The sequence below is a fragment of the Pseudomonas sp. Y5-11 genome, assembly GCF_022368695.1.
GTDB classification, from domain to species: Bacteria; Pseudomonadota; Gammaproteobacteria; order Pseudomonadales; family Pseudomonadaceae; genus Aquipseudomonas; species Aquipseudomonas parakoreensis.
The window spans coordinates 4843283-4863084 of the sequence record NZ_CP058974.1; the positions used below are offsets into that span (position 1 = coordinate 4843283).

Below are 19802 nucleotides of genomic sequence, written 5' to 3' on the forward strand. Positions count from 1 at the left end.
AAAAGTGGGCCGCTGCTTTGTATTGAATTTCGCAGCGGGCCCGAGAGATTACAGATTCCGCAGCGCGGCGACTACTGCGTCACCCATTTCCTGCGTTCCGACTTTAGTGCAACCGGCCGAATAGATGTCGCCGGTACGCAAGCCTTGATCCAGCACCACGCTGACGGCTTTCTCGATGGCATCGGCCGCGTCGTGCAGATTGAAGCTGTAACGCAGCATCATCGACACCGACAGAATGGTCGCCAACGGGTTGGCAATGCCTTTACCGGCGATGTCCGGCGCCGAACCGTGGCACGGCTCGTACATGCCCTTGTTGTTCGAATCCAGCGAAGCCGACGGCAGCATGCCGATGGAACCGGTGAGCATCGAGGCTTCGTCGGACAGGATGTCGCCGAACATGTTGTCGGTGACGATCACGTCGAACTGCTTCGGCGCGCGCACCAGTTGCATGGCGGCGTTGTCGACGTACATGTGGCTCAGTTCGACTTCAGGGTAATCCTTGGCCACTTGTTCGACCACTTCACGCCACAGTTGGCTGGACGCCAGCACGTTGGCCTTGTCCACCGAGCACAGCTTCTTGCCGCGAACCATGGCCATGTCGAAACCGACGCGGGCGATGCGGCGGATCTCGCTCTCGCTGTACGGCAGGGTGTCGTAGGACTGACGCTCGCCGTTGTCCAGGGTGCGGGTGCCACGTGGCGCGCCGAAGTAGATGCCACCGGTGAGCTCACGCACGATCAGGATGTCCAGACCGGCAACGATTTCCGGCTTCAGGCTCGAAGCGTCGGCCAGTTGCGGGTAGAGGATCGCCGGACGCAGGTTGCCGAACAGGCCCAGTTGCGCACGAATCTTCAGCAGGCCGCGCTCAGGGCGGATGTCACGCTCGATGGTGTCCCATTTCGGGCCGCCCACGGCGCCCAGCAGGACGGCGTCGGCAGCACGGGCGCGGTCAAGCGTTTCGTCAGCCAGCGGCACGCCGTGCTTGTCGATGGCGGCGCCACCGATCACGTCATGGCTCAGCTCGAAGCCCAGGCTGTACTTGTCGTTGGCCAGCTCCAGCACCTTGACCGCTTCGGCCATGATTTCCGGACCAATACCGTCACCTGGGAGAATCAGAATCTGCTTGCTCATGCTTTCCTCATGTCATCAGTCGGTGCGCCACTCAGGGCGCGCCCGGAAAAATTCTTAGCGCTCAGCCATCAATACGATTACATCTGTACTGAACGAGCCGTCGGCATCAATCTCAAAATATTCGCGCACTTCGTTGCCCATCGACTGCTGCAACTGGCGAATCGCCGCGCGCATCACCTCGGGCGTGCGCATGCGCTCGACCCAGCTGCTGTACTCCAGACGCAGACGCTGACGCGTGGTGCTGCGGGTATGCAGCCCGGCCTCGCTGACCTGACGCAGCCACTCGCCGGCAGAATAATCGCGCACATGGCTGGTGTCGCGCAGCACTTCAACGCTCTGCAAATAGGTGTCGAACAACGGGTTGCCCGGTGACAACACGTCAACGAACGCCGCCACACCACCCGGTTTCAGCACCCGACGCACTTCACGCAGGGCCACGCCGAGGTCGCTCCAATGGTGCGCCGAATAACGGCTGAACACGAAATCGAATTCGCCATCGGCAAACGGCAGACGCTCGGCGGCGCCGTTGACCGTGGAGATGTTGGCAAAACCGCGATCAACCGCTGCGGCGGCGACCACATCGAGCATTTGCTGCGACAAGTCGTAGGCCACCACTTCCTTGACCAGCGGTGCCACATGAAAACTCACATGACCGGCGCCGCACCCCAGGTCCAGCACCCGGGCCGCGCCCTGCCCGGCCAGTTCAGCCTGTAGCAGCGCGAATTCGGTGCCTTGAGCGTGAACGGCGCTGCTCAGGTAGGCGGCGGCCTGTTCACCGAATTGCTTTTGTACAACCTGACTGTGCTGGGCGGTGCTGGTCATAGGGACTTCCTTTTGATCTTGGGATGCCTGTTCCGGCCTCATCGCTGGCAAGCCAGCTCCCACATTGATTTGCAGCGTTCACAAAACCTGTGGGAGCTGGCTTGCCAGCGATGGGGCCAGCTCTGACTACATCAATCACGAATCAATCACGCGTCGCGAAACAACCACGGCTGGCTCACACGATGCTTGGCCTCGAACGCGGCAATCGCATCGCCGTCCTGCAAGGTCAGGCCGATATCATCCAGACCATTGAGCAGGCAATGCTTGCGGAACGCGTCGATCTCGAAGTGGTACACCTTGCCGTTCGGGCTGGTCACGGTCTGCTCGTGCAGATCGATCTGCAACTGATAGCCCGGCGCGGCCTCGACCTGCTTGAACAGCTCATCGACTTCAGCGTCGCTCAGAATGATCGGCAGCAAGCCGTTCTTGAAGCTGTTGTTAAAGAAGATGTCGGCGTAGCTCGGCGCGATGATGCTGCGGAAACCGTATTCTTCCAGCGCCCACGGGGCGTGTTCACGGCTGGAGCCGCAACCGAAGTTCTCACGGGCCAGCAACACGCTGGCGCCTTGATAACGCTCGGCGTTGAGCACGAAGTCCTTGTTCAACGGGCGCTTGGAGTTGTCCTGATACGGCTGGCCGACATCCAGGTAACGCCACTCGTCGAACAGGTTCGGGCCGAAACCGGTGCGCTTGATCGATTTCAAGAACTGCTTGGGAATGATCTGGTCGGTGTCGACGTTGGCACGATCCAGAGGCGCGACAAGACCAGTGTGCTGGGTAAAAGCTTTCATGCTGCGCTCTCCTTCAGATCAATTCACGAACGTCGATGAAACGACCGTTCACCGCCGCCGCAGCGGCCATGGCCGGGCTCACGAGGTGGGTACGACCACCGGCACCCTGACGGCCTTCGAAGTTACGGTTGGAGGTCGAGGCGCAATGCTCGCCGGACTCCAAACGGTCCGGGTTCATCGCCAGGCACATCGAGCAACCCGGCTCACGCCACTCAAAACCGGCTTCGAGGAAGATCTTGTCGAGACCTTCGGCCTCCGCCTGCGCCTTCACCAGACCCGAGCCCGGCACCACGATGGCCTGCTTGATCGTCGAAGCGACTTTGCGGCCCTTGGCAATCACGGCTGCAGCGCGCAAGTCTTCGATGCGCGAGTTGGTGCAGGAGCCAATGAACACGCGATCCAGCTGAATGTCGGTGATCGCCTGATTGGCGCTCAAACCCATGTATTTCAGGGCGCGGACGATCGAGTCACGCTTGACCAGATCCATCTCTTTGGCTGGATCCGGCACGTTCTGATCAACGGCCAGCACCATTTCCGGGGAAGTGCCCCAGCTGACTTGCGGCTTGATCTGCGCAGCGTCGAGTTCAACCACGGTGTCGAACTTGGCATCGGCGTCGGAGACCAGGTCTTTCCAGGCTTCAACCGCCTGATCCCACTGCGCGCCTTTCGGCGCAAACGGACGGCCCTTGACGTACTCGACGGTCTTTTCATCCGCTGCCACCAGCCCCACGCGGGCGCCGGCTTCGATGGACATGTTGCAGATGGTCATGCGGCCTTCGACGGACAGATCACGAATCGCGCTGCCGGCGAATTCGATGGCATGGCCGTTACCGCCGGCGGTGCCGATCTTGCCGATCACCGCGAGGACGATGTCCTTGGCGGTCACGCCGAACGGCAACTGGCCTTCGACGCGTACCAGCATGTTCTTCATTTTCTTCGCGACCAGGCACTGGGTGGCGAGCACGTGCTCGACCTCGGAAGTGCCGATCCCGTGCGCCAAGGCACCGAAGGCACCGTGGGTCGAGGTGTGCGAGTCGCCGCAGACCACGGTCATGCCCGGCAAGGTTGCGCCCTGCTCCGGGCTGATCACGTGGACGATGCCCTGACGGATGTCGTTCATCTTGAACTCGACGATGCCGTACTCATCACAGTTGTCATCGAGGGTCTGAACCTGCAAACGCGAGACCTGGTCGGCAATGGCCGTGATGCCGCCCTTGCGTTCTGGCGTGGTCGGTACGTTGTGATCCGGGGTCGCGATGTTGGCATCGATGCGCCACGGCTTGCGCCCGGCCAGACGCAGGCCTTCGAAGGCTTGCGGCGAGGTCACTTCGTGGATGATGTGACGATCGATATAGATCAGCGCCGAGCCATCGTCGCGCTGCTTGACCAAATGCGAATCCCAGAGCTTGTCGTAGAGCGTTTTGCCGGCCATCAGACGGTTCCTCATCAGCTTGTTTCTATGCCCTGGGCTTATCAATAACCCTTTGGCTTGTGAGGCCGATCCTATGGGGTTACATTAAATAACTCAAATTCATATTTTTTATGCTTTGGATAACCAACTGGAATACAAACCATGGATCTGGCCAACCTCAATGCGTTTATCGCCATCGCCGAGACTGGCAGCTTCTCCGGCGCCGGGGAACGCCTGCATCTGACCCAACCGGCGATCAGCAAACGCATCGCCGGGCTGGAGCAACAATTGAACGTGCGGCTGTTCGACCGCCTGGGTCGTGAAGTCGGCCTGACCGAAGCCGGCCGCGCTCTGCTGCCCCGGGCGTACCAGATTCTCAACGTGCTGGACGACACCCGTCGCGCCCTGACCAACCTGACCGGTGAAGTCAGCGGTCGCCTGACCCTGGCCACCAGTCACCACATCGGCCTGCACCGTTTGCCGCCACTCTTGAGGGAATTCACCCGCCGCTACCCACAAGTGGCGCTGGATATTCAGTTCCTCGATTCGGAAGTGGCCTACGAAGAAATTCTCCACGGCCGCGCCGAGCTGGCGGTGATCACTCTGGCCCCGGAGCCGCACACACTGGTCAAAGCCACACCTGTGTGGGACGACCCGCTGGATTTCGTGGTAGCGCCGGAGCATTCGCTGATCAGCAATGGCGCCGTGAGCCTGGCGGACGTTGCCGGTCATCCGGCGGTTTTTCCCGGCGGCAACACCTTTACTCATCACATTGTCCAACGCTTGTTCGAAGCCCAAGGGCTGACGCCGAACATCGCCATGAGCACCAACTACCTGGAAACCATCAAGATGATGGTGTCCATTGGTCTGGCCTGGAGTGTTCTGCCCCGTACCATGCTTGACGAACAGGTGGCGCGCATACCTTTGCCGGGCATACAGCTCAGTCGCCAGCTAGGCTATATCGTGCACACCGAACGGACGCTGTCGAATGCGGCAAGGGCTTTCATGGCCTTGCTGGATGCGCAAATCGATCTGCCAGGGACTCCAGGCTAACTTGTGCTACTCCTATAGAGCCGCTGTCCCTGTGCCTAACGCCACCATCAGCTCAAGGCCCGTTAACAATGCCGAAATCTGTTGACCGAATTCCGCCGATGCCGCGTATTCAGGCCATTGATCCGCGACGTTCCGAGCAGAGCTGGGAGAGTGCGCCGCAACTGCTCGCCGCACTCAACGGCGCCCGGCTCGGCGCCTGGTATTGGGACATCGAGCGTGGTCAGATCAGCTGGTCACGGGGCACTCAGGCGCTGTTCGGTTTCGATCCACGGCAACCGCTGCCCCAAGACCTCGAATACCTCGACCTGCTGCCACCCGAAGACCGGGCGAAAACCGTGCGCGCCTTCCACGCGGTGATTGCCGGCGCGCCGCTGGAACAGGCGATGCACCACCGTATCCGCTGGCCCGACGGCAGCCTGCACTGGCTGGAAATCAGCGGCAGCCTGCTGCCGGACAAAAACGGCCGTCCCCGAATGATCGGGGTGATTCGCGAAATCACCCACCAGCGTCAACGCGAACAGGCCCTCAGCAGCTCGGAGAAACGTTTCGCCACACTCTTTCATCTGTGCCCGAACATGGTGCTGCTGACGCGCCAGGAAGACGGCCTGATCAGCGAGGCCAACCAGTATTTCGAAAGCCTGTTCGGCTGGCCGGTGCAGAGCGCCATTGGCCGCACCACTCTGGAGCTGGGCCTGTGGGTACACCCCGAACAACGTGCCGAACTGGTGAAAAAGACCAAGGCCAAAGGCGAACTGGTCAGCATGGAAGTGCAGTTTCGCGCCAGCAACGGGCAGATTCATGACGGCATTCTCAGCGCGCAGAAGGTCGAGCTCGAAGGCCAGCCGTATCTGCTCAGCACGTTCCTCGACACCACCGAGCGCAAAGCTGCCGAACACGCCTTGAAAGACAGCCAGGAACGCCTTGATCTGGCGCTGGATTCGGCGCAGCTCGGCACTTGGGACTGGCACATCCCCAGCGGCATGCTCTACGGTTCGGCGCGGGCCGCGCAGTTGCACGGGTTGGAACCGATCCCGTTTCACGAGTCATTTGAAGAGTTTTTCGAAGGCGTGCCCGGCGAAGAGCGCGACAGCATGCGCGACGCCTACCGCAGCCTGCGCGAAGGCCCGGCTGGCAACTATCAGCTGACTTATCGCGTGCAACTGCCCGACGGCAGCTCACGTTATCTGGAAAGCCGCGCCCGCCTCTATCGCGACGAAAACGGCGCGCCGCTGCGCATGGCCGGAACCTTGCTGGACATCACCGATCAGGTCGAGCGCGAGCAACGTCTGGTCGCCTCGGAAGAAAAATTCGCCACGCTGTTTCAGGTCAGTCCGGACCCGATCTGCGTCACCCGCCAGGACAGCGGCGAGTTCATCGAAATCAACAACAGCTTCACCCAGACCTTCGGCTGGAGCGCCGCCGACGTGATCGGGCGCACCGCCGAGGACATCGGCCTGTGGGACGCCTCGGCAAAGAGCCTGCAACGCATCGAACGCGTCATCCGCGAACAGGGCCTGAGCAATGTCGCGATCATCGTCCAGCACAAGGACGGCCAGTCGCTGACGTGTGTGATTTCCAGTCGGCAGATCAGCGTTGGCAATCAGCCATGCATCGTCACCACCCTGCGCGACATCACTCAACAGCAACGCTCCGAGGCCGCACTCAAGGCCAGCGAAGAGAAATTTGCCAAGGCGTTCCACTCCAGCCCCGACGCGATCACCATCACCGAGCGCGACACCGGGCGCTATCTGGAGGTCAACGACGGCTTCTGCCGCCTGACCGGCTATCGCGCCGACGAGGTGGTGGGCAAGACCGTGTATCAGATCGGCATCTGGGCCGAAGAGAAACAACGCTCGGCGCTGCTCGCCGAACTGCAGATCAAGGGCCGCGTGCATCATCAGGAAATGCTCGGACGCAACAAGCGCGGCGAGTTGCTGACGGTGGAGGTGTCGATCGAACCGATCACCCTCAACGAAACCGCGTGCCTGCTGCTGACCGCGCGCGACGTCAGCCTGCTGAAAAATGCCGAGGCGCAGATCCGCCACCTGGCCTATCACGACCCGCTGACCAACCTGCCCAACCGCGCCTTGCTGATGGATCGCCTGAGCCAGCAGATCGCCCTGCTCAAGCGCCACAACCTGCGCGGTGCGCTGCTGTTCCTCGACCTTGACCACTTCAAGCACATCAACGACTCGCTGGGCCATCCGGTCGGCGATACGGTGCTGAAAATCATCACCGCACGGCTCGAAGCCAGCGTGCGCATGGAGGACACGGTGGCGCGTCTCGGCGGCGATGAGTTCGTGGTACTGCTCAGCGGCCTCGAAGGCACGCGCAACGAGGTCAGCGCGCAAGTGCGCGAGCTGGCCGACACCATTCGCGAGCTGCTGTCGGAGCCGATGTTCCTCGACGGCCAGCGCCTGCAAGTGACACCGAGTATCGGCGTGGCGCTGATTCCCGACCACGGCTCGACCCCGACCGACCTGCTCAAGCGCGCCGACATCGCCCTGTACCGGGCCAAGGACTCCGGGCGCAACACCACGCAGATGTACCACAACACCATGCAGAAAGCGGCCAGCGAGCGGTTGCGCATGGAGACCGATCTGCGCCTGGCGTTGTCGCGCGGCGAGTTCAACGTGCATTACCAGCCGCAGGTCGACGCGCAGGACAACCGCATCATCGGTGCCGAAGCGCTGGTGCGCTGGAACCACCCGGAACTCGGCGCGCAATCGCCCACCGAATTCATCAAGGTACTGGAAGATAGCGGTCTGATTCTGGAAGTCGGCACCTGGATTCTCGATGAAGCCTGCGAGGCGTTCAAACAATTGATCGCGCTGAAACTGGTCGACCCGCTCAACTTCAGCCTGTGCGTGAACATCAGCCCACGGCAGTTCCGCCAGAACGACTTCGTCGAACGTATCGAACACAGCATGAGCAGCCACGGCCTGCCCTGCTCGCTGCTGAAACTGGAGATCACCGAAGGCATCGTCATCCAGAACCTGGAAGACACCATCAGCAAAATGCGTCGCCTGAAAAAGCTCGGTGTGAGCTTCGCCATGGACGATTTCGGCACCGGCTATTCATCGCTGACTTACCTCAAACGCCTGCCGGTCGATACTCTGAAAATCGACCAGTCGTTCATCCGCGACGCAACCACCGACCCCAACGACGCCGAGATCATCCGCGCCATCGTCGCCATGGCCCGCAGCCTGGAACTGGAGGTGATTGCCGAAGGCGTGGAGACGCCGGAGCAACTGGCGTTCCTGCAAGGGCTCGGCTGCCATTTGTATCAGGGCTACCTGCACAGTCGGCCGGTGGCACTGGAAGCGTTGAAAAAGATGCTCGAATGACGGGCACAAAAAAAGGGCGCCAGTGGCGCCCTTTTTTATTGCTCGGTCTTATTGCAGAACCGGCTTTTGCGCTCCGTTGATCGGGATGCGCTTGGCTTTCGCTTCTTCCGGGATCACCCGCAACAGGTCGATACTCAGCAGACCGTTGCTCAGATCGGCGGCCTTGATCTCGATGTGATCAGCCAGGCGGAAGGACAGCTTGAAAGCCCGCTGGGCAATGCCTTGATGCAGGAAGGTCACGCCTTCGTTGACATCACGCTTGCCGCCACTGATGGTCAGCACACCCTTCTCGACTTGCAGCTCCAGGTCTTCTTCCTGGAAACCGGCGGCCGCCACGACGATGCGGTATTGATCGTCACCGTGTTTTTCCACGTTGTAGGGTGGGTAGGTGCTGCCTGGCTCGTTGCGCAGCGCGGTTTCGAACAGGTCGTTGAAACGGTCGAAACCCACCGAAGAACGGAACAGTGGTGCCAGGGAAAATGCAGTACTCATGGTTCAAATCTCCTGAAAACAATCAGCAAGTTTTTGTGTCTCCGCGACCCGAATTCGGCATCGCGTAACCCTTAGATAGGGACCGCCATAATGATTTCAAGAGAGTATTTGAAGATTTTTTTCAGGCCGCTTCGGCGACCGGCAAACCCAGTAAACGCGAGACCTGGTCCGGTTCTGTCTCGCGACGCAGCACGGTAAACAGCTCGGTAGCCTCGGGATAATTGCGCGTCAGCATCGCCAGCCACTGCTTCAAGCGACCCGGCGATTGGCGTGCGGTCATCTGCGCCTTGGCTTGCAGCCAGAAGTCCTGAATCAGCGGCAGCAGCTCGGCCCAGCTCATCTCGACCACGTCTTCACCAGCGCGCGCGGCGGCGATCTGCCTGGCCAGATCCGGGCGCGATACCAGACCGCGTCCGAGCATGATGTCTTCGACGCCGCTGATCTCGCGGCAGCGGCGCCAGTCCTCGATGCTCCAGATATCACCGTTGGCGAACACCGGCACCTTGACCACGTCCTGCACCCGCGGAATCCACTCCCAATGCGCCGGCGGCTTGTAGCCATCGACCTTGGTGCGGGCGTGAACCACGATGTGTTCGGCGCCGCCCTCGGCCAGCGCGGTGGCGCAGACCAGCGAGCCATCCGGGCTGTCGAAACCCAGGCGCATCTTCGCGGTGACGGGGATGTGCGCCGGCACGGCGCGACGCACGTGCTCGACAATGCTGTTGAGCAGTTCCGGCTCCTTGAGCAGCACCGCCCCGCCCCGCGACTTGTTGACGGTCTTGGCCGGACAGCCGAAGTTCAGGTCGATCACTTGCGAGCCGAGCTCGCAGGCCAGCGCCGCGTTTTCCGCCAGGCACACCGGATCGGAACCCAACAATTGCACGCGCAGCGGCACGCCGGAACGGGTGCGGGCGCCGTTGAGCAGCTCCGGGCCGAACTTGTGGAAATAGGCCGGGGTGAGTAACTGATCGTTGACCCGAATGAATTCGGTCACGCACCAGTCGATGCCGCCAACGCGGGTCAGCACGTCGCGCAGGATGTCGTCGACCAACCCCTCCATGGGCGCCAGGGCAATTTGCATGGGGAAAACACTACTCAGGAAGAAAAAACGTGCGGCAGTTTACTGGATTAAGCCGGTTAAACCCACGACCACCTGTAGGAGCTGCCGCAGGCTGCGATCTTTTGACTTTGATTTTTAAGGATCACAATCAAAAGATCGCAGCCTTCGGCAGCGCCTACAGGGATTGGGTCAGGCTGGGGACTGGATCGCCGGGCCGTAACCCTCGATGAACTCTGCCGGCATGCGCTTGGGCTTGCCGGTGGACAGTTCGATGCAGACGAAGGTGGTCTGGGCGCGCAACAGGGTGGCGTTGTCGCTGGGGCGGATCAGCTGGAAGTGCCGGGTCATTTTCAGGCGCTGATCCCAATCGACGATCCAGGTTGCCAGTTGCAGCTCGTCGCCTTCGTAGGCCGCCGCCAGGTAATCGATTTCGTGCCGCACCACGGCCATCGCCCGATCCAGGCGCCGGTACTCGACCAGATCCAGCCCCAGACGCTGCGAGTGACGCCAGGCGCAGCGTTCGAGCCAGGTCACGTACACCGCATTGTTGGCGTGGCCCAACCCGTCGATGTCCTCGGCGCCTACTTGCAGATCAATGGTGAACGGCGTTGCCCGATCCCAGCCCATGCCCCACTCCCGGTCAGATTATTCAACCGGGGCAGTGTAACGGATGTCAGGCCGATTGCCGCGCTTGAAGGCTGCGCCCCGCCAACAGTGATAACACGCCATCAACCACCCGAGGGTCGGCCAGTACGCGCTGGTGACCGCCGCTTTCCAGGCGCAACAGGCGACTGTCGAACCAGGACTCGTGGATCAATTGCGATTCCTTGACCGGGACGAAATTGTCATCCTCGGCATGCACGATCAGGCCCGGCATATCCAATTGATAGTGCGCGACATCGAGGGTGGCGGCGCGCATGCCGACGTCCTGCTCGACCTGACGGATGAAGGCGGATCGTGCCCGCGGCGGCATGCCGACGTAACGGGCGAAACCACGCAGCACTCCCAGGATCCGTGCGGGCGCCGCGATGCTGACCAGGGTTTCGGTACGCAACCCCAATTGGACCGCGAGCATGGCACTGGCGCCGCCCATGGAGTGGCCGATGACGGCTTGCAGCGGTGGCAGTTCGGCGGCTGCTTCGAGCATGGCGCGGGCGAACAGTACGACGTTGGCTTCACGCCCCGGCGAACGACCATGAGCCGGACCATCAAGGGCAACGACGGTGTAACCGGCCTCGACCAGCGCTGTGATCAACGCCGCAAACTGCGTGGGTCGCCCTTCCCAGCCGTGCATCAGCAGCACCGCCGGGCCTTGGCCCCAGCGCAGCGCCGACAGGCCAAAGCGCAAAGTGATGCGTTCGGAGCTCGCCAGCAGCGGCAGCTCCCAATCGCGCAGCGGCAACGTGCGCGGCGTCATGAACGCTACGCGCATTTTGCTCGCTACCCGCTTTGGTGCAATCCAGCCCAAGGTGCCATTAACGCCACGAACCCACTTCAACGTGTTCATCGCTCTCTCCTCAGGCGTATTGCCTTCAGGTCAACGCACCGCCGACTTGGCAGCGCGCAGCAATCGATCGGATAAATCGCCCGGGCCCAGCGCGCGTGCCAGCGCCAGACCACCCACCATCAACGCCACATCGGCCAATGCTTTGTCGGTGTCCTCGGGGCTGGACGCCAACTGCGCAATCATCAGTTCCAGGTGTTCGTTCAGTGCGATGCGGAAGGATTCCGGCAGACGCCCCAGTTCGCCAATCGAAGCCGGTATCGGGCACGCAGCATCGCTGGAATCCCGATGCTTGCGCGACAGATAGAACGCAGCAACCAGGGCGCGACGCTCTTCGCCGGTCAGCTCGGAGTCCATGTCGGCAATCAGGTCGCGTCGACGGCTGAGCAGTTGCTTGAACGCTTCGAGCATCATTGCGTCCTTGCTTTCGAAGTGCGCGTAGAAACCACCAACAGTCAGGCCGGCGGCGCCCATCACTTCGCCTACGCTGGGATCCGCCGGACCCCGCTGCATCAGCGCAGCACTGGCAGCCTTGAGGATGCGTTCGCGGGTTTGAGCTTTTTTATCGTTCATCGTTGCCTCCGAATATTACGCCTAGAATATTATTCGCATAATAATATTCCGCAAGTCGAGGATATGACCGCTGGTCTGAAGCACAGTGTAAGGAAAATGGAGAGTTGGCCAAACGCCAGACAAACAAAAGGGCCATTCAATAATTGAATGACCCTTATAAATCCCGCAGAGCGGGTAATCGTGGCGTCCCCTAGGGGACTCGAACCCCTGTTACCGCCGTGAAAGGGCGGTGTCCTAGGCCACTAGACGAAGGGGACACAAACCCTTCTATACAGCTGATCAGTGCTGAGATCTGATCTGATTCAAGGCCGGTGTGGCCAGACCTTGAACTGTAAAATTGGTGGAGCTAAGCGGGATCGAACCGCTGACCTCCTGCATGCCATGCAGGCGCTCTCCCAGCTGAGCTATAGCCCCGGATTTTTCGCCTCGCGGCGGAGCGACATCTTGCAACATCGCTTCTGTAAAACTGGCGTCCCCTAGGGGACTCGAACCCCTGTTACCGCCGTGAAAGGGCGGTGTCCTAGGCCACTAGACGAAGGGGACGCAAACCCTTCCATACAACTGATCAACGCTGAGTGTTGATCGCTTCGAAGCCGGTGTGGCCAGGCTTCAAAGTGTAAATTGGTGGAGCTAGACGGGATCGAACCGTCGACCTCTTGCATGCCATGCAAGCGCTCTCCCAGCTGAGCTATAGCCCCTCATCGTTGATGTCATCGCTGAGGACGGGGCGAATCTTAAGGGCGTATCGAAAGCCTGTCAAACTTATTTTTGAAAAAATTCAAAGTTTTTTGTCGGCATAACAATCACTTACCGCCTTCCCCCCGAAAATCCGGGAGGTTTACGCACACCGCCGACCTGCAGGGGCTGGCGCAGGCTGCAATCTTTTGCCGTTGGTCTTTAGAAGCAAGAGCAAAAGATCGCAGCCTTCGGCAGCTCCTACAGGGAATCACAAGTGCTTAGGCTATGGCGCCCAGCAGCTTTTCCCACTCTTTGTTTTCTTTCTTCGACACGCCGCCCAGCAGGTCAATCGCCTGGCGCAGACGGAAACGGGTCAGGTCCGGGCCGAGGATTTCCATCGCATCGAGTACCGACACCGAACTGGCCTGCCCGGTGATCGCGGCAAACATCAGCGGCATCGCGTCACGCAGCTTCAGCTCAAGGGATTCGACCACCGCCTGAATCGTCGCGGTGATGCTGTCCTTCTCCCACTGACGCAGGCTTTCCAGCTTCCACAGGATCAATTGCATCAACTGACGCACCTGATCGCCCGAGAGCTTTTTCGACTCGAACAGCTTGGCATCCGGATTGACACCACCGGCAAAGAAGAACCCGGCCAACGGTGCAACCTGGCTGAAGGTTTCCACGCGGCCCTGGACGTGCGGCGCGATCTTCATCATGTATTCGGAATTGAACGCCCACTTCTGCACACGCGCGGCGAATTCCTCCACCGGCAGGTCACGCAACCACTGGCCGTTGAGCCACGACAGCTTCTCAATGTCGAAAATCGGCCCGCCGAGGGACACACGCTTGAGGTCGAAGTTGTCGACCATTTCCTGCAGCGAGAACTTCTCGCGCTCGTCCGGCATCGACCAGCCCATGCGACCGAGGTAGTTGAGCATCGCTTCGGGCATGAAGCCCATGCGCTCATAGAACGTCACCGAAGTCGGGTTCTTGCGCTTGGACAGCTTGCTCTTGTCCGGGTTACGCAGCAGCGGCATGTAGCACAGCTCCGGCTGTTCCCAGCCGAAGTACTCGTAGAGCAGGATCAGTTTCGGCGCCGACGGCAGCCATTCTTCGCCACGCAGCACATGGGTGATGCCCATCAGGTGGTCGTCGACCACGTTGGCGAGGAAGTACGTCGGCAGGCCGTCGGTCTTCATCAGCACTTGCATGTCCATGCGATCCCACGGGATCTCGACATCACCACGCAGCATGTCCGGCACTACGCAAACGCCTTCGGTCGGCACTTTCATGCGGATCACGTGCGGCTCGCCAGCGGCCAGACGCGCCGCGACTTCTTCCTTGGACAACAGCAGCGCGCGGCCGTCGTAACGCGGGGTTTCGCCGCGCGCCATTTGTTCGGCGCGCATCTGGTCCAGTTCTTCAGCGGTGCAGAAGCATGGGAACGCGTGGCCCATGTCCACCAGTTGCTGGCAATACTTCTGATAGATATCGCCACGCTCGCTCTGCCGGTACGGGCCGTGCGGGCCGCCGACATCCGGGCCTTCGCTCCAGTCGATCCCCAGCCAGCGCAGGGCGTCGAAAATCTGCTGCTCGGACTCGCGGGTCGAACGCAACTGGTCGGTGTCTTCGATGCGCAGGATGAACTCACCGCCATGCTGCTTGGCAAAGCAGTAGTTGAACAATGCGATGTAAGCGGTACCTACGTGGGGGTCCCCGGTAGGCGATGGCGCGATGCGAGTGCGGACGGTGGTCATGGCATGTCTCGAAAAGAATGAAAAGCAAAACAATCAAGCGGCGAATGGTAACAGGCGACACCCGCCCCGCTCCAGCGGGCAGGGCATTTAAGCCAAGTTTGCGGCTGGAACGCCCATAGAGCGTGGCGAATGGCCGAATATCGGTCGACAGCATTTACCGTTTATCGGCTTCGTGCCAGATTCTCCCCCTGATAACTTTCCTTACAATTCCTCGACTACAGTTTGCCCATGCCTGCCCAACTCAAGCGTCGCCTGTTCGTTTTCCTGCTGCTGGTTCTGTTGATTGCCGGGGGCTTCTTCGCCCATTGGTTTTTCAAGGGACGCTTTTATGAAAGCACCGACAATGCCTATGTCCAGGGCGAGATCACCCGCGTCTCCAGCCAGTTGAGCGCGCGCATCGACGAAGTGCTGGTGCAGGACAACCAGCACGTGGAAAAAGGCCAATTGCTGGTACGCCTCGAACCCAATGATTTCCGCCTGGCCGTGGATCGCGCCAGCGCCGCCCTCGCCACCCGCGTAGCCGAGCGCCTGCAGGCGCAAAGCAAACTGACTCAGCAATCGAGCCTGATCGCCGCCAGCGACGCGCAAGTGGCCGCCTCCCAGGCATCGCTGGGTCGTTCGCAGATAGATCTGTCTCGCGCTGAAGCCCTGCGCAAGCCTGGTTTTGTGTCCGAGGAACGGGTCACCACCCTCTCCGCCGACAACCATATCGCCCGCTCGCAAGTGGCCAAGGCTCAGGCCGATGCGCAGAGTCAGCGCCAGCAGGTCAACGCACTGACCGCCGAGATCAAACGCCTCGACGCGCAGATCGCCAACGCCCGTGCCGATCTGGCGCAAGCCGAACTCAACCTGACCCGCAGCGACATCCACGCGCCGATCAGCGGCATGGTCGGCCAGCGTGCCGCGCGCAACGGCCAAGTGGTGCAGGCCGGCGCGTACCTGCTGTCGATCGTCCCGGACGAAGACATCTGGGTGCAGGCCAACTTCAAGGAAACCCAGATCGGCCACATGGTCCCCGGCCAAAAAGCCGAACTGACTTTCGACGCCTACAGCGACACGCCGATCGAGGCGCGTGTCGACAGTCTGTTCGCCGCCTCGGGTGCGCAGTTCAGCCTGTTGCCGCCGGACAACGCCACCGGCAACTTCACCAAAGTCGTGCAGCGGATTCCGGTGAAATTGACGTTCAAGGCTGACAATCCGTTGCATGGCAAGATCCGTCCGGGCATGTCGGTCACCGCCACCGTGAACATCAAAGACGCCCCAGACAATGGCCGGTGATCAACTGATCCGCCCGGCCGGCGAACCGACCCGGCGGGACTGGATCGCGGTGATGAGCGTGATGCTTGGCGCCTTCATGGCAGTGCTCGACATTCAGATCACCAACTCTTCGCTCAAGGACATTCAGGGCGCGCTGTCGGCGACACTGGAAGAAGGCTCGTGGATTTCCACCTCCTATCTGGTAGCGGAAATCATCATGATTCCGCTGACCGCGTGGCTGGTGCAGTTGCTCTCGGCACGACGCTTGGCGGTGTGGGTGTCTCTGGGGTTTCTGGTGTCATCGCTGCTGTGCTCGATGGCCTGGAGCCTCGAAAGCATGATTGTCTTTCGCGCCATGCAGGGTTTCACCGGCGGCGCGCTGATCCCGCTGGCGTTCACCCTGACCCTGATCAAACTCCCCGAACACCATCGCGCCAAAGGCATGGCAATGTTCGCCATGACCGCGACCTTTGCTCCGTCCATCGGCCCGACCCTCGGCGGCTGGCTCACGGAAAACTGGGGCTGGGAATACATCTTTTACATCAACATTCCGCCGGGGCTGATCATGATCGCCGGGCTGATGTACGGGCTGGAGAAGAAAGAAGCGCACTGGGAACTGCTGAAAAGCACCGACTACACCGGGATTCTCACCCTCGGTGTCGGCCTCGGTTGCCTGCAGGTGTTTCTTGAAGAGGGCCACCGCAAGGACTGGCTCGAATCGAACCTGATCGTGACCCTCGGCAGCATCGCCCTCCTCAGCCTGATCACCTTCGTCATCGTGCAGGTCTCCAAACCCAACCCGCTGATCAACCTCGGCATCCTGCGCAATCGCAACTTCGGCCTGTCGAGCATTTCCAGCCTGGGCATGGGTGTCGGCTTGTATGGCTCGATTTATCTGCTGCCGCTGTACCTGGCGCAGATCCAAAACTACAACGCCCTGCAAATCGGCGAAGTGATCATGTGGATGGGCGTGCCGCAGCTGTTCCTGATTCCGCTGGTGCCGAAACTGATGAAGTTCGTTTCACCGAAGTGGCTGTGCACCCTGGGCTTCGGACTGTTCGGGCTGGCGAGTTTTTCGTCGGGAGTGCTCAACCCGGATTTCGCCGGGCCGCAGTTCAATCAGATCCAGATCATCCGGGCGCTGGGCCAGCCGCTGATCATGGTGACCATTTCGCTGATCGCCACCGCTTACATCCTGCCGCAGGACGCGGGATCGGCATCGAGCCTGTTCAACATCCTGCGCAACCTCGGCGGTGCAATCGGCATTGCCCTGCTCGCCACGCTGCTGGATGCACGGACCAAGACTTACTTCGATTATTTGCGCGAGGCGGTGGTGCCGACCAATCCGCAAGTGGCTGAGCGGCTGGCGTCGATGACCGACCGCTTTGGCAATGACACGGCGGCGTTGGGCAAGTTGAGCGAGATCGTCCATCAGCAGGCGCTGATCATGGCCTACAACGACGCGTTTCACTTTGTCGGGATAGCGCTGGGGATCAGCATGTTGGCGATTTTGTTGACCAAAAAATTGCCAGAGGGGCTGAAGGCTGGGGAAGCGCATTAAACTGAACACAACCCTGTAGGAGCTGCCGAAGGCTGCGATCTTTTGCTTTTGATTGTAAAAAACAAGATCAAAAGATCGCAGCCTCCGGCAGCTCCTACAGGTTTAGCATCAGGCTTCAAACCGCCAAAAGCCGCTCGCGCAACTTGGCAATCTCATCGCGCATCTGCGCCGCTGCCTCAAATTCCAGATCCCGCGCCAGCTGGTACATCTTCTCTTCCAGCGCGCGAATACGCTTGGTGATTTCGCTCGGCGAGCGCAGTTCGGCTTCGTACTTGGCGCTTTCTTCGGCAGCCTTGGCCATGCCCTTGCGCTTCTTGCTGCGAGAGCCGGGCACGGTGGCGCCTTCCATGATGTCGGCGACGTCCTTGAACACCCCTTTGGGCGTGATGCCGTTGGCGAGGTTGAAGGCAATCTGCTTGTCGCGACGACGCTCGGTCTCGCCAATCGCCCGCTCCATCGAACCGGTGATGCGGTCGGCGTAGAGAATCGCCCGGCCATTGAGGTTGCGCGCAGCCCGACCAATGGTCTGGATCAGTGAGCGTTCGGAACGCAGGAAGCCTTCCTTGTCGGCGTCCAGAATCGCTACCAGCGACACTTCCGGCATGTCCAGACCTTCACGCAGCAGGTTGATCCCCACCAGCACATCGAAGGTGCCCAAGCGCAGATCGCGGATGATCTCGACCCGCTCGACGGTGTCGATATCCGAGTGCAGATAGCGCACGCGCACGCCGTGGTCGGCGAGGTAATCGGTGAGGTCTTCGGCCATGCGCTTGGTCAGCGTGGTGACCAGCACTCGCTCCTCGACCGCCACGCGCTTGGTGATTTCCGAGAGCAAGTCGTCAACCTGGGTCAGCGCCGGGCGCACTTCAACCTGCGGGTCAACCAGGCCGGTCGGACGCACCACTTGCTCGACCACGCGCCCGGCATGCTCGGCCTCGTAATTGCCCGGCGTCGCCGAGACAAAAATCGTCTGCGGGCTGACCCCTTCCCACTCGTCAAAACGCATCGGCCGGTTGTCCAGTGCCGACGGCAAGCGGAAGCCATATTCCACCAGGGTTTCTTTACGCGAACGGTCGCCCTTATACATCGCGCCGACTTGCGGCACGCTGACGTGGGATTCGTCGATCACCAGCAAGGCGTCGGCCGGCAAATAGTCATAAAGCGTTGGCGGCGCGGCACCAGCAGGACGCCCGGACAGGTAGCGCGAGTAGTTTTCGATGCCGTTGCAGTAACCCAGTTCGAGGATCATTTCCAGGTCGAATCGGGTGCGCTGCTCCAGGCGCTGGGCCTCAACGAGTTTGTTGCTGCTGCGCAGGTACTCGAGACGCTCCTGCAACTCGACTTTGATCCCCTCGATGGCGTCGAGCAGGGTCTCGCGCGGCGTCACGTAGTGACTCTTCGGATAGAAGGTGAAGCGCGGCATCTTGCGGATGACTTCGCCGGTCAGCGGGTCGAACGCGGAAATGCTCTCGACCTCGTCATCGAACAGCTCGATGCGGATCGCTTCCAGATCGGATTCGGCCGGGTAAATGTCGATCACGTCGCCGCGCACGCGGAACGTCGCCCGGGCAAAATCCATGTCGTTGCGGGTGTATTGCAGGTCGGCCAGACGCCGCAGCAAAGCGCGCTGATCGAGTTTGTCGCCGCGATCGACGTGCAGCACCATCTTCAAATAGGTTTCCGGACTGCCCAGACCGTAGATGCAAGACACCGTGGTGACGATGATCGCGTCCTTGCGCTCGAGCAACGCTTTGGTCGCGGACAGACGCATCTGCTCGATGTGGTCGTTGATCGACGCGTCCTTCTCGATGAAGGTGTCGGACGACGGCACATAGGCTTCGGGCTGGTAGTAGTCGTAATAGGAAACGAAGTATTCGACGGCGTTGTTCGGGAAGAACGCCTTGAACTCGCCATACAGTTGCGCGGCGAGGGTCTTGTTCGGCGCCAGCACCAGCGTCGGGCGCTGTACCTGCGAGATGACATTGGCGATGCTGAAGGTCTTCCCCGAGCCGGTCACACCGAGCAGCGTCTGGTGCGCCAGCCCGGCTTCGATGCCCTCGACCAATTGGCGGATCGCTTCTGGCTGATCGCCGGCAGGCTCGAAGCGGGTGACTAGCTGGAATTCGGACATACACACCTCTGGGATCGCGGCTCGCGCAGAAAACAGCCGAGCCGCGGGGATGACCGCAAACGACCGTTGTCGCCCAAGGAAAAACGAAGATTGTGCTCAATGTGGAGTCGATTGCCTCGCCTTTCAAGGCAAACGTCCTACATCCGGTAAAGTCTCTGACAGAGTCAATCGACTAACGGTCAAGAAATAATCGGAAAAACTTGCCGGAAAAGCTGAATCGCCTGTCGCCAT

At 60.7% G+C, this 19802-nt stretch carries 15 protein-coding genes and 4 tRNA genes; 4 read left to right on the forward strand and 15 right to left on the reverse strand.

Going from position 1 to position 19802, the window contains the following annotated elements:
- Positions 1–48 precede the first annotated feature (48 nt).
- The 4 genes from leuB to leuC form a co-directional block, all read right to left on the reverse strand.
- On the reverse strand, positions 49–1131 hold the full coding sequence (gene leuB, locus HXW87_RS21505; protein WP_108183238.1) for a 3-isopropylmalate dehydrogenase: 1083 nt from the start codon (positions 1129–1131) through the stop codon (positions 49–51).
- 54 nt (positions 1132–1185) lie between these two features.
- Positions 1186–1953 carry a class I SAM-dependent methyltransferase gene (locus HXW87_RS21510; protein ID WP_239777714.1) on the reverse strand — a complete coding sequence of 256 codons (768 nt, stop codon included), beginning with the start codon at positions 1951–1953 and terminating at the stop codon, positions 1186–1188.
- A 146-nt stretch (positions 1954–2099) separates the two neighbouring features.
- Positions 2100–2744: a 3-isopropylmalate dehydratase small subunit gene (leuD, locus tag HXW87_RS21515; protein WP_047293213.1), complete on the reverse strand. Its 645-nt coding sequence runs from the start codon at positions 2742–2744 to the stop codon at positions 2100–2102.
- A gap of 13 nt (positions 2745–2757) precedes the next feature.
- On the reverse strand, positions 2758–4176 hold the full coding sequence (gene leuC, locus HXW87_RS21520; RefSeq protein ID WP_095668812.1) for a 3-isopropylmalate dehydratase large subunit: 1419 nt from the start codon (positions 4174–4176) through the stop codon (positions 2758–2760).
- A 141-nt stretch (positions 4177–4317) separates the two neighbouring features.
- On the opposite strand from leuC, the gene HXW87_RS21525 reads away from it, so the two are divergent.
- Positions 4318–5208 (forward strand): LysR family transcriptional regulator, encoded by an 891-nt coding sequence (locus HXW87_RS21525; protein WP_041066034.1) that lies wholly within the window; start codon positions 4318–4320, stop codon positions 5206–5208.
- Between the two features lie 68 nt (positions 5209–5276).
- Positions 5277–8555: a PAS domain S-box protein gene (locus tag HXW87_RS21530; RefSeq protein ID WP_041066032.1), complete on the forward strand. Its 3279-nt coding sequence runs from the start codon at positions 5277–5279 to the stop codon at positions 8553–8555.
- Between the two features lie 48 nt (positions 8556–8603).
- Here the strand turns inward: HXW87_RS21530 and HXW87_RS21535 are convergent, their stop codons facing one another.
- The 10 genes from HXW87_RS21535 to gltX form a co-directional block, all read right to left on the reverse strand.
- Positions 8604–9047, reverse strand: coding sequence for an Hsp20 family protein (locus HXW87_RS21535; RefSeq protein WP_047293206.1), 444 nt, complete (start codon positions 9045–9047; stop codon positions 8604–8606).
- Between the two features lie 121 nt (positions 9048–9168).
- The gene (locus HXW87_RS21540) at positions 9169–10128 is read right to left on the reverse strand and encodes a tRNA-dihydrouridine synthase (RefSeq protein ID WP_239777715.1); all 960 of its coding nucleotides are present in this window, start codon (positions 10126–10128) and stop codon (positions 9169–9171) included.
- Between the two features lie 168 nt (positions 10129–10296).
- Positions 10297–10734 carry a thioesterase family protein gene (locus HXW87_RS21545; protein WP_047293202.1) on the reverse strand — a complete coding sequence of 146 codons (438 nt, stop codon included), beginning with the start codon at positions 10732–10734 and terminating at the stop codon, positions 10297–10299.
- Between the two features lie 46 nt (positions 10735–10780).
- A complete protein-coding gene (locus HXW87_RS21550; protein WP_131671793.1) occupies positions 10781–11614 on the reverse strand; it encodes an alpha/beta fold hydrolase in 834 nt (277 codons plus the stop codon).
- A 30-nt stretch (positions 11615–11644) separates the two neighbouring features.
- On the reverse strand, positions 11645–12184 hold the full coding sequence (locus HXW87_RS21555) for a TetR/AcrR family transcriptional regulator (protein WP_007969225.1): 540 nt from the start codon (positions 12182–12184) through the stop codon (positions 11645–11647).
- A gap of 181 nt (positions 12185–12365) precedes the next feature.
- Positions 12366–12441, reverse strand: a tRNA-Glu gene (locus tag HXW87_RS21560).
- Between the two features lie 81 nt (positions 12442–12522).
- Positions 12523–12598, reverse strand: a tRNA-Ala gene (locus tag HXW87_RS21565).
- Positions 12599–12651: 53 nt separating this feature from the next.
- Positions 12652–12727 (reverse strand) — tRNA-Glu (locus tag HXW87_RS21570).
- A 79-nt stretch (positions 12728–12806) separates the two neighbouring features.
- Positions 12807–12882: transfer RNA gene (locus tag HXW87_RS21575), tRNA-Ala, on the reverse strand.
- 258 nt (positions 12883–13140) lie between these two features.
- Positions 13141–14622 carry a glutamate--tRNA ligase gene (gltX, locus tag HXW87_RS21580; protein WP_047293199.1) on the reverse strand — a complete coding sequence of 494 codons (1482 nt, stop codon included), beginning with the start codon at positions 14620–14622 and terminating at the stop codon, positions 13141–13143.
- A gap of 228 nt (positions 14623–14850) precedes the next feature.
- Between gltX and HXW87_RS21585 the strand changes: the two genes are divergently transcribed.
- Entirely contained in the window at positions 14851–15900 is a 1050-nt protein-coding gene (locus HXW87_RS21585) for an HlyD family secretion protein (RefSeq protein ID WP_239777716.1), read from the forward strand.
- A 49-nt stretch (positions 15901–15949) separates the two neighbouring features.
- Positions 15950–17440, forward strand: coding sequence for an MDR family MFS transporter (locus tag HXW87_RS21590; RefSeq protein WP_239779180.1), 1491 nt, complete (start codon positions 15950–15952; stop codon positions 17438–17440).
- Between the two features lie 115 nt (positions 17441–17555).
- On the opposite strand, the gene uvrB is transcribed toward HXW87_RS21590, so the two are convergent.
- Complete coding sequence (uvrB, locus tag HXW87_RS21595) at positions 17556–19571, reverse strand: excinuclease ABC subunit UvrB (protein ID WP_047293192.1); 2016 nt, start codon at positions 19569–19571, stop codon at positions 17556–17558.
- Between the last annotated feature and the right edge of the window lie 231 nt (positions 19572–19802).

Coding starts and splice junctions, on each gene's coding strand:
- leuB (WP_108183238.1), bottom strand. CDS start 1,131: ATGAGCAAGCAGATTCTGATTCTCCCAGGTGACGGTATTGGTCCGGAA.
- HXW87_RS21510 (WP_239777714.1), bottom strand. CDS start 1,953: ATGACCAGCACCGCCCAGCACAGTCAGGTTGTACAAAAGCAATTCGGT.
- leuD (WP_047293213.1), bottom strand. CDS start 2,744: ATGAAAGCTTTTACCCAGCACACTGGTCTTGTCGCGCCTCTGGATCGT.
- leuC (WP_095668812.1), bottom strand. CDS start 4,176: ATGGCCGGCAAAACGCTCTACGACAAGCTCTGGGATTCGCATTTGGTC.
- HXW87_RS21525 (WP_041066034.1), top strand. CDS start 4,318: ATGGATCTGGCCAACCTCAATGCGTTTATCGCCATCGCCGAGACTGGC.
- HXW87_RS21530 (WP_041066032.1), top strand. CDS start 5,277: ATGCCGAAATCTGTTGACCGAATTCCGCCGATGCCGCGTATTCAGGCC.
- HXW87_RS21535 (WP_047293206.1), bottom strand. CDS start 9,047: ATGAGTACTGCATTTTCCCTGGCACCACTGTTCCGTTCTTCGGTGGGT.
- HXW87_RS21540 (WP_239777715.1), bottom strand. CDS start 10,128: ATGCAAATTGCCCTGGCGCCCATGGAGGGGTTGGTCGACGACATCCTG.
- HXW87_RS21545 (WP_047293202.1), bottom strand. CDS start 10,734: ATGGGCTGGGATCGGGCAACGCCGTTCACCATTGATCTGCAAGTAGGC.
- HXW87_RS21550 (WP_131671793.1), bottom strand. CDS start 11,614: ATGAACACGTTGAAGTGGGTTCGTGGCGTTAATGGCACCTTGGGCTGG.
- HXW87_RS21555 (WP_007969225.1), bottom strand. CDS start 12,184: ATGAACGATAAAAAAGCTCAAACCCGCGAACGCATCCTCAAGGCTGCC.
- gltX (WP_047293199.1), bottom strand. CDS start 14,622: ATGACCACCGTCCGCACTCGCATCGCGCCATCGCCTACCGGGGACCCC.
- HXW87_RS21585 (WP_239777716.1), top strand. CDS start 14,851: ATGCCTGCCCAACTCAAGCGTCGCCTGTTCGTTTTCCTGCTGCTGGTT.
- uvrB (WP_047293192.1), bottom strand. CDS start 19,571: ATGTCCGAATTCCAGCTAGTCACCCGCTTCGAGCCTGCCGGCGATCAG.